This window comes from Chitinophaga sp. 9-1-y, assembly GCF_059511905.2.
Map to the genome: position 1 here is coordinate 4,633,259 of NZ_CM197955.1, position 13,402 is coordinate 4,646,660.

8 protein-coding genes are annotated in these 13,402 nt (G+C 46.7%); 4 read left to right on the top strand and 4 right to left on the bottom strand.

All coding sequences use genetic code 11. The features are described 5' to 3' along the window. Window positions 1-5: 5 nt before the first annotated feature. On the top strand, window positions 6-1,148 hold the full coding sequence (locus AC5ZC7_RS18160; protein ID WP_496157487.1) for an FAD-dependent monooxygenase: 1,143 nt from the start codon (window positions 6-8) through the stop codon (window positions 1,146-1,148). On the opposite strand, the gene AC5ZC7_RS18165 is transcribed toward AC5ZC7_RS18160, so the two are convergent. Beyond that, complete coding sequence (locus AC5ZC7_RS18165; RefSeq protein WP_496157486.1) at window positions 1,141-2,391, bottom strand: cation:dicarboxylate symporter family transporter; 1,251 nt, start codon at window positions 2,389-2,391, stop codon at window positions 1,141-1,143. The genes AC5ZC7_RS18160 and AC5ZC7_RS18165 overlap by 8 nt on opposite strands. A gap of 153 nt (window positions 2,392-2,544) precedes the next feature. Here AC5ZC7_RS18165 and budA point away from each other — a divergent pair, with 153 nt between their 5' ends. After that, on the top strand, window positions 2,545-3,372 hold the full coding sequence (budA, locus tag AC5ZC7_RS18170) for an acetolactate decarboxylase (protein ID WP_496157485.1): 828 nt from the start codon (window positions 2,545-2,547) through the stop codon (window positions 3,370-3,372). A 113-nt stretch (window positions 3,373-3,485) separates the two neighbouring features. Here budA and AC5ZC7_RS18175 read toward each other — a convergent pair whose 3' ends face one another. Further along, complete coding sequence (locus tag AC5ZC7_RS18175; RefSeq protein WP_496157484.1) at window positions 3,486-4,766, bottom strand: MFS transporter; 1,281 nt, start codon at window positions 4,764-4,766, stop codon at window positions 3,486-3,488. Window positions 4,767-5,120: 354 nt separating this feature from the next. Here AC5ZC7_RS18175 and AC5ZC7_RS18180 point away from each other — a divergent pair, with 354 nt between their 5' ends. Both AC5ZC7_RS18180 and AC5ZC7_RS18185 read left to right on the top strand, forming a co-directional pair. Beyond that, window positions 5,121-5,720 carry a cyclic nucleotide-binding domain-containing protein gene (locus tag AC5ZC7_RS18180; protein WP_496157483.1) on the top strand — a complete coding sequence of 200 codons (600 nt, stop codon included), beginning with the start codon at window positions 5,121-5,123 and terminating at the stop codon, window positions 5,718-5,720. A 111-nt stretch (window positions 5,721-5,831) separates the two neighbouring features. Next, on the top strand, window positions 5,832-6,611 hold the full coding sequence (locus AC5ZC7_RS18185; RefSeq protein ID WP_496157482.1) for a fatty acid desaturase: 780 nt from the start codon (window positions 5,832-5,834) through the stop codon (window positions 6,609-6,611). Between the two features lie 106 nt (window positions 6,612-6,717). Here the strand turns inward: AC5ZC7_RS18185 and AC5ZC7_RS18190 are convergent, their stop codons facing one another. Continuing rightward, on the bottom strand, window positions 6,718-9,591 hold the full coding sequence (locus tag AC5ZC7_RS18190; protein WP_496157481.1) for a hypothetical protein: 2,874 nt from the start codon (window positions 9,589-9,591) through the stop codon (window positions 6,718-6,720). Window positions 9,592-9,602: 11 nt separating this feature from the next. After that, the gene (locus AC5ZC7_RS18195; protein WP_496157480.1) at window positions 9,603-13,388 is read right to left on the bottom strand and encodes a hypothetical protein; all 3,786 of its coding nucleotides are present in this window, start codon (window positions 13,386-13,388) and stop codon (window positions 9,603-9,605) included. Window positions 13,389-13,402: the final 14 nt, after the last annotated feature.

Sequence of the window (13,402 nt, forward strand, 5' to 3'; positions counted from 1 at the left end):
AACACATGCATTTACTCCAAAACAAAAAGATCGCCATTATAGGCGGCGGCCCGGGCGGCCTCACACTGGCCCGGCTTTTACAAATGGCGGGCGCACATATCAGCGTATATGAAAGAGACCTCAATAAATCGGTACGCGTACAAGGCGCCACCCTCGACCTCCATGCCGACTCCGGCCTGCTGGCCCTTGAGGCAGCAGGACTCATAGCTGCCTTCAAAGCCAACTACCGTCCCGGCGCAGATAAGCTACGCATCGCAGATAAAAATATGCAACTCCTGATGGACGAACCCATCAATGCAGCCGAAGAAATGTTCCGGCCGGAAATAGATCGCGGTCCGCTGAGAAACATCCTCCTGGATTCCCTGCAACCCGGCACCGTTGTATGGAATAGCCGCCTCACGTCATTACAGCAAACCAACAACAACTGGCAACTGACTTTTCAAAATGGTCATACTGCCCAGGCAGACATCGTGATTGCGGCAGACGGCGCCAACTCTATTGTGCGTCCGCTGGTAACACCCATCCGGCCTTTTTACTCCGGCGTAACCATGGTGGAAGGCAGTGTATACGATAGCGTTAGTACCGTTCCGGCATTACATCAGTTAGTAGACGGCGGAAAAGTATTTGTGATGAGCGATGAAAAAACACTCATCCTCAGCAGTAAGGGAGATGGAAGCCTGGTGTTTTATACGGGTTGTAAAACAAACGAAGACTGGGTACACAGCAGCAGTATCAACTTCAACGACCGCGCAGCCGTAATGGCCTGGTTTCAAACTACCTTCGCCGGCTGGGACCCTTTGTGGCAGGAGTTAATAGCAAAAGCCACCACTCCGTTCATTCCACGTCCGCAGTATTGTATGCCACTGGATCAGCACTGGGAAGCATTACCCAATATCACGCTACTGGGAGATGCCGCTCACCTCATGCCCCCCTTTGCCGGAGAAGGTGTAAATATGGCCATGCTGGATGCCTTGGAATTAAGCCAGTGTTTAACACAAGATAATTACGTTGATGTACACCGCGCAATAGCCGCTTATGAACAACAAATGAGGGCACGTGCATCTGCCGCGGCCACTACTACCATGGAACAAACGGCGATACTGCACTCTCCTGCTGCCACCGCACATTTGCTCGGAATGTTTAGCTAAGCGGCAGGACGCCTTCTACGGGAGGATGGAATTCTTTCTCGCTTTTTGCAATCACAATGGTGGCCACACCATTGCCAATAATATTTGTCAGCGCCCTGGCTTCACTCATAAATTTATCCACCCCCAGTAAAAAGGCCAGACCTTCTACTGGAATTTTATGGATAGCAGTTAAGGTAGATGCCAATACAATAAACCCGCTGCCAGTAACGCCCGCTGCCCCTTTCGATGTAATCATCAGTATCCCGATAATGCTGATCAATTCGCCCATACCCAGGTGTACATCGTATAACTGCGCAATAAAAATAACGGCCATAGACAGGTAAATAGACGTTCCATCCAGGTTGAAAGAATAGCCGGTAGGTACTACTAATCCTACCACTGATTTACTGCAGCCCATTTTTTCCAGCTTCTGCATAATGGAAGGAAGCGCCGACTCAGAGGAAGAGGTACCTAATACCAGCAACAGTTCTTCGCGGATATAGCGGAGAAATTGCAGGATACTCATTTTGTAATATCTCAAAATACCTCCCAGCACGCCTAAAATGAAAATGGCCATAGTCAGGTATACCGTGCCCATGAGCTTGGCCAGCGGCACCAACGTATGCAAACCAAATTTACCAATGGTGTAGGCCATACCACCAAAAGCCCCCAGCGGAGCCAGGTACATCACATACTTCAACGCCGTAAATACCCATTTGGACAACCGGCTCAGGCCCCTAATAGCGGGGTGCCGGTACCTGGAATAGTTCAGCAATACACCAACCACCACTGCTGCCAGCAATACCTGCAGTGTAAGATTATTTGAGAAGAAATTCCACCAGTCGAAACTTTCGGAAGCCCGGGTCGTATACTTCGACGCATTCTGGATTTGCAAACTGGATTTATCTATTTTGCCAGGCTGCATCAGCAAAGCCATCAGTACACCTGCTGCGAGCGACACCGTTGACACCACTTCAAAATACACCAGCGACTTCACCCCTATGCGCCCTACTTTTTTCAGATCGTCCATGCCACTAATCCCTAAAACGATGGTCAGAAAAATGATTGGCGCAATAAACAATTTGATGATATCGATAAATGTTTTGCCGATAATTTCCATTTTTACCGCAGTAGCCGGCGCCACACTGCCCAATATCACCGCAGCAATAATGGCAATCAACACCCAGAAGGTGAGATTGGTAACAAGGCGGATATGCCATTTTCGTGGCGTAGTAACCGTAACCGCTGAAATATTTTCGAGCATAGGTGCAATAGATATTGGTGAATTCCTGCTTTAATTAACGAAATTCCGGCAGCATTACGGAAGGTTTATTTTAATTATCTTGTATATTCTATAACTTACACTCTCAAACAAGCCACTATGGCCCACTTTCTCACATACCTTCCAACAATGCATATGCAACATCAAAAAGGACTTTCCTATCGTATACTAGTGCTTTTACTGGTATTACCCCTATGCACCTCCGCGGTGAACCATCAACCAGACACCACTTTTCACCCTGACACCCACCACCTCTTTACCGCCGGCATCGCCAGCGGCTTGATGGGTGGCTTATACGACGGCTTCTACTCCATCGATTCTTTAAAAACCAAAGGCGATTTTGGTCTCGGTGCGCCCGATAAACTGGACGGAGAAATCATGGTGCTTAACGGAAAGTTCTACCAAACACAATCTTCCGGTAAAACCTTCGAAATGCCGCATTCGCAAGACCTGGTACCCTTTTGTATGGTCAATTATTTTGAGCCTGGCCGCGTCATCACCATACGCACAAAAATGAACAAAACCCAATTGTATGCATACCTCGACAGCCTTATGCCTAACGTCAATGGTATGTATGCCATTCATATCAAAGGGCAGTTCGAATACCTTAAAACCCGGGCCTTCCCACCAGTACAGGAACACCCCTATCCACAGCTGGCAGGGATGCTGGACCGCCAACACTTCTTCCAGTTCAACAACTGTAAAGGAGATCTCATTGGCTACCGCCTGCCTGCGTACATGGATAATACCAACATCTCCGGGTATCACTTCCACTATTTATCTGATCAGAAAGATGCCGGCGGACACATTGTAGACCTTAGCAGTGGCACCATTACCGTGGAGATATCGCAGCTGAACAGCTATACCATTGCCGTACCGGAAACGCCTGCCTTTAATCATTTCGACTTCAAAAAAGACAGGCAGGAAGATATTAAAAGTGTAGAAAGAGGATCGGCCAAATAGCAGAAAGCGAAAAAGCAAAAAGCTATTGTAGCAAATGATAAGAGCGGATATTTAATCCCAGGCTTTGATCATTTGCTACAATAGCTTTTTGCTTTCTGCTTTTCGCTTTCTGCTTAATGCATTGGTGTTCCTTTCAGTTCTTCACTACCCTCAATCACACCAGCCAATTCAGGTTTTGTTATTTTTTCTCTGCTCAATATTCTATGTGTAAGAATAATACTGAGCAACATACATACTGCCCCAATGAGGAAGTGTATGCCTGGGAAATGGAATGGGGCTTTACTACTGGTGAAATAAGCAAAAGTACTGTTCATCATCAGCGGACCTATAATGGTAGTAAGACTCATCAAACTGGTCAACGAACCTTGCAGTTCCCCCTGCTGATTCGGTGGTACATGCCCGGAGATCACTGATTGCAGGGATGGTCCACAAATACCACCCAGACAGTATGGAACAAGGAAGGCAAACATCATCCAACTTTGTGTGGCAAAGGCAAACAGCACAAGTCCGATAGTGTAAAGTGATAATCCCAGGTAAATACTTTTTTCGTTACCGATTTTAGGATTGATGACCCGTGTTAGTCCTGCTTGTACGGCACCTACCAGCACACCTACTACCGCCAGAGAATACCCTACCATTGATTGACTCCATTGAAAACGATAAATCGTGAAGAAATTCCAGTTACCCTGCACCGCCTGTGCACCCAGGTAAATAAGGAAAAAGCTCAGTGCCAGTCCGCCTATTTCTTTGTGACGGGTTAAGAATTTCAACGAACCAAATGGGTTGGCTCTTTTCCATTCGAAAGGTCTCCTGTTTTCCGGCAGTAATGATTCCGGCAGGAAGAAGTAACCGTACAGGCAGTTCAGCAAACAAAGTGCAGCGGCGGCGTAGAAAGGCGCCCGCATACCCCAGTGAGCGAGTAAACCTCCCAGTGCAGGCCCCAGCACAAAGCCGAGTCCGAAGGCAGCTCCAATGAGTCCGAAATTTTTTGCACGGGATGTTTCGTCTGTACTCACATCCGCAATATAAGCCGTGGCAGTGGTAAAGCTGGCGCCGGTGATACCTGCAATAACACGGCCCAGGAACAGCCAGCCATAGGCAGGCGCAAGCGCCAGGATAATATAATCTATCCCGAAACCCAGTAAGGATAACAATAATACCGGACGACGTCCGAATCTATCACTCAGGTTACCAATAACAGGTGCAAATGCAAACTGGGTGATCGCAAAAACGGACAAAAGCATGGCGCCGTATGGGCTGGCCTGGTTAACCGGGATGTGCTTTAAATGCGCAATCAGATCGGCCATCACAGGGATAATCAATCCCCACCCCATAATGTCAATGAGTAGTGTAATGAAAATAAAACTAATAGCGGCCTTTTTGGATGTATACATAGTAGTGGTTTAGAAACAAGGTTCAGATTTTCTAATAGACGATAAGATCACCCCTGTCTTGACGGGCAAGTGGCATTTATACGGTAAAGATATATATGACGTATTGCAGGGAAAAAAGCTTTCCGGTCAGGCTCACCGTTTTACCGGTAAAAGGAACACTTTTGCCGGTGAAAATTATAGCGGGGTGATAAGTGTTATCACACGAATAGATGTTATTTCATGCTACAAAGATATTCATTTCAATCAAAAAAGAAAGGGGCGAATAAGACAATAAATGGGTTTTTTACGACATTCCGCAACAGGGCATGGTACCGGGTTTCATTGGCTGATTACTTATTTTTCTATCTTTGGAAAATGAAAGTAATAGTTGACTTTATTTCCAGGTTCACCGATGTAAGTGAGGAAGATGCTGAATTTCTATCCGGTTTTCTGCGGGAGAAAAAGTTTAAAGCAAACGATATTATCTTCCGGGGCGGCAATGTATGTGAAGCAATGTATTTCGTGATTGCCGGCACTGCCAGGTCCTATTTTGTGAACGACCAGGGGCAGGAATATACCTGGACTTTTAACTTCAACGACCCCGACGCTACTTTCGAAAATTCCATTATTATTGATCACCACAGCTTCATCAATCAAACTCCTTCCGCACTTACGGTGGAAGTTATCAAGGATCTGGAGGTGGTAGAACTGCGCTACAAAGACTTTGAAATCATGATGGCAGCATCCGCCAAAATGCATGATATCGTAAAAATATTTACCGACAACGGTTTTAGCTATACTTACCAGCGCGCCTTCAATTTATTTACCCGATCCGCCAAAGACCGGTACCTGCAATTATTAAAAGATACCCCCTACCTGCTGAATAAATTCTCGCATTACCACATTGCTTCCTACCTGGGGATTGCACCGCAGAGCTTAAGTCGCTTAAGAAGAGAAATTATGAATGGCGGTTGATTTCTTCACAAATGTGAACGAAAAGGACGCGGCGAACTACTAATTTCGTATTCCTGATACGGGAACTTTATTTTCGCTTAACGACTTTTTATCACATATCAACGTTAAAAAATGACAGCTATTCTGATATTTTTTGGGGTGCATTGGTTTTTCTCCCTGTTTTTTCACACATTTTACCTGCACCGGTATGCATCGCACCAAATGTATACCACCAGCAAGTTCTGGGAGCGCTTCTTTTATTTCAGTACCTGGTTTTTCCAGGGATCTTCTTACCTGATTCCAAGAGCATACGGCGTGATGCATCGTATGCACCACGAATACAGCGATACCGAACAAGATCCGCACTCACCACATTTCTTCAAAGATGTTTGGGGCATGATGATACATACCCGCAGTATCTATAACGGCTTCGTTACCCGCACCAGTACCGTAGATCCCAAGTTCCTGGAAGAACCCTTACCAGAGTGGGATGCAATGGATAAATTCGGCGACAATAACATCACCCGCCTCCTTTGGATGGCAGCTTATGTTAGCTTCTACGTAGTTTTTGTGCCTGCCGGCATGTGGTACCTCTACCTGTTGTTACCTATCCATTTCCTGATGGGTCCCGTACAGGGCGCAGTGGTAAACTGGTGCGGCCATAAATACGGTTACCAGAACTTTAAAAACGGCGATCATTCGCGGAATACATCTCCCTGGGGTATCATCCTGCTGGGTGAACTGTTTCAGAACAATCACCATAAATTCAAAGACAGTCCCAACTTCGCCAAAAAATGGTATGAACTGGATCCCAGCTACCAGGTGATGAAGTTGTTACATTTTATGCATATTATCCGGCTGAAACCAGCCTTGCTGACAGCGGCACAGTTGAAGCAGGCGAAGGCGGCGTAAAAAAATTACGAATTACGAATTACGGATTTGTGAGAAGATATAAGCGAAGGTAATATTCGCGTTTACTATCTTCTCACAAATCCGTAATTCGTAATTCGTAATTCCACTACGGTAGTTTCATATTCTTAAAGTAACTCATAAACCCATTAACACTATCCATCCGGAATTTAGGCGCCATTGCACTACCGGACTTAATCACAAATGGCTCAATCCGGCCTTTCTGCATAGCTTCCAGCAATTCATAGGCTAACTGCTTACCACCCGGGCTTTCGTAAATTTCTACAATCCTTTGCCAATACCATTCCGGCGATGCCTGCACCACCGTTCCTTTACCGGTTTCTGTCCAGATAGCTTCCCCGTTCCGGAAAGTAATCTTATAGGCATTGGTTTTGCCCAGCGCTGTTCGCTCCCCTCCTTTCACTTCAGACAGCAGGAATTTTATCTGACCGGTATCTTCATCACGTATTTTGTATACTTTGTCCAGTATGGGTACTTTGCTGGTGCGGGCAGGCACATTCACGACTGCGAGTACTTTGTAATTGGAATAAATCAACCCGTCTGCCACAAATTCTCCTGTAGCTTCTTTCGCATTGTTGAGCAGCGTCCTGATTTGTTTCTCCGCAGCAGTTACGCCCAGCGTTTTGTTGGCGAGGCCATCGAAGATCTTCGCGATTTCCTTTTTATGCAGGGCTGCCATGTCTTTAGACAGCATCCCCTGGTACTCTTCCAATGCTTTGAAATCAGCCGACTTGCGGATATTTGCTTCCGCCCGGCTCATGATTTTCCCACTGCCGGCGCCACTGCCTGTGCCCCTGCTGTTCATGCCCGATCTGCCACCGGTACGCATCATGGAACCTCCAGCCATCGCGGGCTGCACGGGAGGCTCCACTGTTAGCAGTTCTCCCGCTTTTGCTTTGACTACCTGGGCATTTTCCGCGTTAACGGCAGGCGCCCGGCCTGCGATATCCCTGACTTTATCCACTGCCCGTCTCCAGGTGCCTCTTAATTCCCGGTTAGCGATATCTACCTGTCGCTGTTGCTCCAGCGCTTTGGCCAATTGGGCTTCTGTGGGCTTCTCTAATGTTGTAATGGAGCCCAGCTCATTCTCCGCCCGGATAGTGCCGGTAGCGGAGTCTAATGCGCCTCCCCTGGGAGGAACATTCAATGCATCGGATAAACCGGTATTATCAGGGCCCACCATGCGCGGATTTTTCGGCACACCCGGCATTTTAGGTTCAAAGTGTGGACGAGGAGCGAACATCATAAATGTTAACCCAAATATTTTGGCTGCGGTAGGACTTACTTTCTCAATCTGCTCTTCTATTTTGCTGCCGCTATAAAACAATACGATTTCATAAATCAAACCCGCAAATCCTGATTCTATCAGCACCGGCAGAAAGCCCATCGCCATAAATATCAGTTGCGAAATAATTACAATTCCCTGGGTGCTTTTATAAATTTCAAAAATCATCGCGCCATAGAAATGGTCTGCCACAAACTTTTCATTTACCTTGAACAAATGAGGCTTCAGTCCCTCAAATTCAATGTAGATATTATTGTGGTTATCGGGATCTATATACACGATGGTAATGCCACCATACGCCTTATTGCTACCCACACTACTTCCCGCACCTACAGTTCCCTTTCCCAGTTCCGGCCCCGTGGCATTTAACGCAATTTTCGTTTCACTGATCGTTTTGAGATGCAGCAACGTGGGCACATTTTCCGGCTTGCTTACCAACGCCTCCAATTTCGCCCCATTGTTTCCTTTTACGGCATAGGCAACCGCTTCTGTGAAATCATTGATGGCGGTCCAGATACCCTGAATTTTCAGGGTATCTTTCAGGTTTACCCAATCCATTCCCTGCAACTGGCATTTGGTAAGCTGATAGATATTTAAGAATGCCTTCAATTCATCTGCCAATACTTCCACGGTTACTTTACCATCCAATCGGGAGGTAATAATGCGTTCCATATTGGAATAGTATTGATAGCTACTTTTGATAGGGTGCAGGAACCAGCTAACCTCTTCAGTGGTAAATCCAAACCGGTTGCGTGAATACAGCCGCACGGCCTGCCCGATAGCCATCAGCCGGACGCAGGTGATCACATAGAGTACATAATATAAAGTGGCTTTGCGTGGGTCCGGGTCTCGGATATAAGTTTCGGTGCGTTGTGTTTTTTTATCTTCCTTTTTCGTTACTACGGGCGTATACTCATCCCGCAAATATTTTATGACCTGGAAAATGACGAGTACGTCACCACCTGCTTCCTGTTTTATATATCCTGAAAAGTCGTCCAGTGCTTTGTTGAGTGCCTTTACATCTGCTTCTTTCCAGTTATCTTTTCCGGCGGCGCTATTCCAAACCGGCTCTACTTTCTTCAGTTGCCACTCCAGGCGTGATTTTACGGAGACGCTGGATTTAGGATCAAAGTCGTATAAGTCGCTGCCAGCTTTTGGCGGATAGCCATACTGACGGGCATACTCATCTTTCAACGTATCCAGTATCGATTTGCTTTGCATCCTTTTCTTCCGCTGCTCCTCACGGAAGGCATTGATCGCAGAACGGGTAGAGGGATTGAGATCTAAAAACCGCTTTTTGAAGCTGTTATAGCTGTCTGTTGTGGGATCACCTGTCAGCGTTTTATCCCAGATCTCAAACAAGTCGCCGTGGTTATGGTCTACTTTGGCGCTTTGAAAAATCAGCCACTGAAAAGTAACATCCGACATGTAATAATGAATGCAGTTGGTATTGTAGCTATAGCGGGCGTACAATTCCAGGTAAGCATTCATGAGTTGTACCAGCACCTGGGCGTCTTGGACAGACAGCACAATTTTGATAGCAGCCTGGTACTCTTTGGTAAACAGGTGCTGGTACTTGTCATTGAAATCGGTTTGATTGGCTATCCGTTCTGTTTTCTGAGAAAACACCTGTTCAATGATCTTCCGGAAACTCGCTACGGTGCTATTTTCTGTCATGGCCAATGCCGTTAAATATCATTTACATCAATATTGGAATTGAGCCCGGTGCCTTCTACTACAATCTTTTTATCTGTTTTAGGATCATCATATTTTTTGGTGACGAGGCGGGCTGCACGACGGATATTATCCAGTTCCAGGCTACGTACTTCGGCCTGTACTTTCTTCACATCTTCAAAGCGATGTGCCAGTTTAAAGTATTCCAGGATGGTATGTGATCCCGGCAGTGCTTCAATAAACAGGGAACCGGTAGGCACGGTGAGTACATCGCCGCTGCGTAATGGATCCATCAGTAGTTGGGTATATAGCTGTTTCAATTCCTCCTCGATGGTAGAAAAAGCGTCTCCCATTTGTTCCCGCAAACTGGTGATATAATTTTCGAAATCGTCGAGGCTCCAGTTCCCGAGGTTATCGGGGTCGGTGAGTCCGAATTCGGTATCAATGTAGGGCGCCATCATGAAGTCGGTCAGAATGTTAGATTCATTCAGCGGGAAGATCATGTAGTTGCCTTTAAATCCCAGTGGGTTATCCAGGTCGGCCACTTCTTTCAGGGTGGCTTCCTGCACCTGCATATCTACCTGCAGCGTGTAGGCGTGGCGGGTTTTGTTGGGTACGGCGTAATCATTGAGTCCTTTTGGCGCAGGGGTAGCATTGATGCTTACTTTATAATTTCCCTGGAAGATGGGTACCTTGGTGTCAAGCAAACGGAAAAAACGTTGATCCGCATATTCGGCACTCCAGATGGCCTGCATGTAGTAAAGAATATTATCCTTGAAGTGTTCCAGTACGCGGGCAATGTGAGTTTGTTTTTCGATGAAATCTTTTCGTTTTTCAGCCAGCTCTTTACTCAGGCTGTTGAGGGTATTGTTTTCATTTTCGAGGCGCGCCATCAGATCTCGGCGATCCGTTTCTGCCCGCTGATAGGCGTCCGTAGCGGCTTCCCTGCGTATGCGGGCTGCTTCAGACCTATTCTGGGAGCTGTCGTCACCTTCGCCGATACCAAATAAACTACCCACTCCTTTTACGATGCTGTTGTCCATGATGCCGCCAATGATAGGGATGCTGCCAAACAAGCCGCCACTACCACCGGAGAGCGCATTCGCCTGCGCTGTGATAGCGGCCTGCATGGCACGGCTTAAAATACCTACCTGGTCATTGTAAAATTTTACATTCTGGCGTAGCTCTTTGATGATGTCACGTTGCTCTCTCACTGTTCTTTCCAGTTCATCCAACAGGAGTTTTTCTCCATTGATCAGGTAAATATTATCGATGCCGGTTTTAAAGCTATCGTCCAGCAAGGATCTTCTCAGTATCCAGTCGTGCGAAATCACCCATTCATTGCTGATATCATGTGGCGACGGCATTTCCTGTGCTACCAGGATAACGGGCCGCAACCGGTAAAGGCGTTCGCTGATTTTAAACAATCGTTGCAGCTCATAAAATAAATAGGTGACGGTGAGTTCATCATTCGGGTTGGTGATTTCCCCTGATTCTGAAATTTCGGATTCGTAAGTTTCTTCTGTCAGGATTTCCACTTTTCTTTCATTGCGGTATTCCTGTGCTGCTTTCATTACGGACTCCCGAAAATCTTTTTTGGTTTGCTGGGAATCTTTGGCCGCATCGCTGCCCAGCTTCACAGTAGAGGTGGTAGTGCTTTCAATAGGCCCGATGGTGCCACCCGCCTTGGCTTCGTGAGAAGCATCGACGGTACTTTTATTACTGGCTTTGTCTATAATATCTGATTCCGCCCTGGAAGTATCCGAAGTATCGGACTTGGTTATTTTCAGGTTTTCTTCCTGTTCCTTTTTACTCCGGTGTTTTTTAACCGTTGTTTTCTTGGCATACTTCCTCGTTTCCCGCGGCGACAATGGAATTGTTTTCACCAGCTCTCCCGCCTGGTAATTCTGTGGCTCCCACTTTTGCTGATAGGTTAGCAATACGCCGAAGTTGACGCTTCGTTCCGTATTGTTGGCGGCGTAATACTTAAAAGAATAATTGGTATTCAAATGCGCGCGCAGTTCGGTAATAAGGCTATTAGCGTCCTGCAGGGAGGATAGTTCGTTGGCCACTTCGTCGTTATCGCTGAGGCGTTCAATGGCAGTGCGTACGAGGTTGCTACCCTTTTGTTTGAACAGGGAAATCACCTGTTCTTTACCTCCGTCTTTGATGATATTGGTATCCAGATCCGGAATGGGTTTGTTATGCGGGCCAAATCCTTCTGCCAGAAAATCAGATAATCCTTCATTGTAATTATGTGTGAGGGTAAGGGCGAGCATATTCAATACTCGCCTTTCCATGGGCAGCAGCCGGTTCCAGACCGCTAATGCTTCCGGGAATTCTATGATTACATCCTGGGAAGGATCTTCAATGGGTGTTTTATCCGGGAGGTAGCCAGACACATTAAAAGTACCCATGATAACGGTAAACGGATCGCCACCATTGGCTACTACCTGGTTATAAGATTGTTCCGCTTTATTGATTAAGCCCAGGTCGATGGCTTCCTGCCAAACATTTTCAAACGCAATTTTCAGCGAATGAAAATCGTAAAATGCCGGTACATCTGCGGGGCCTTTTTGAAAGATGGTGTTGTTGATGTTATTGTCTATGTCCTCGTTAGAAGGTCTTTTTTCCAAAGAAATAATCGGTAATCCAACAGCCACCTGTTCTTCCGGGGAGGTGGCGGTGATCATCTGGTGCGCCACATACTGTGGTATATCGCTTTCTGTAGTGGGAGGAATGGTGGTAGTACCTCCACTTCCGCCGGTACCGCCGGAAGTAGCAGCGGGGGTAGCCCGTGTAGTTCTGGCGAGGCGGGTGGCAGGATGATCGAGGAAGAAATCTTTTGCCGAACCCTCGGCTGTTTTCCTGAAAATTTTCGGCAAAATATCTGATTCCACGATCGCATCCGGTAAAATAAACCATCCGCTAACGGGATCGAGGTAAGGCTGGTATTTATTTTTTTCTTCTTCCGAAAGATAAATAAATCCTTGTACCTGCCTGCTCCCCGGAGGGATGGCGGTGCCGAAAGTATCTATTACGGCGGTGTTGATGTTGGTGAATACGGTGTCTTTCACGCTGATACCCGGCTTCACAAACAGGGAGCTGTTGCGGAAGCTTTCGGGTACTTTGGAAATACTATTAATAAAAGGTTGCGTAAAAGTGGTTGTTCTAACGGCATTGTTGCTATCCTGTACATTGATAATATTGTTTTTAAGCAGGGCTTGTTTGCCGGTTAAAAAATCTTTGTTGCCTTTCATTGTTTTTTCCAGGGCGCTCAGCATGCTGGTGGTATCACCGGGAACAGCCCCGACGGCCGGCACTTTCACCCCTTTTTCATCCAGCAGCAGGCTATCCAGTTTGATGATATACGCTTCATTGGTGCCGGCATTCAAACGGATATCGAGGGAGAAGTACAGGAGCCTTTTCTCTAATGTTAGTCCCGGTTCTTCTGCTACTAATACCGCCAGCAGCAGATCGGGTTTGGTTTCCCTGGGCGTATTGGGCAGGTTAAAATCCTTTGGTATTATTTCGAGATAAAATTCGCCGGCGGCATTGGTAAGTACAGATCCGATGCGGTCGCCGGCATTAAACAGGTCGTTGATATTAACGCTGCTGTTGCCGCTGGTGGTACTACTCCGGGCGATGACGGGAGTAGTGGGGTTTTCGGGGTCCGTCCATTTATCCAGGTCTACCAATACAACCAATAAATCTGCCAGGCCTACACCGGTTTCCTTATGCAGAATTTTTCCTGAAACCGTATTCGATTTCAGTGCAGGGGTTTGCTGAATGGCTTGCATAGCTGTAAAAATTA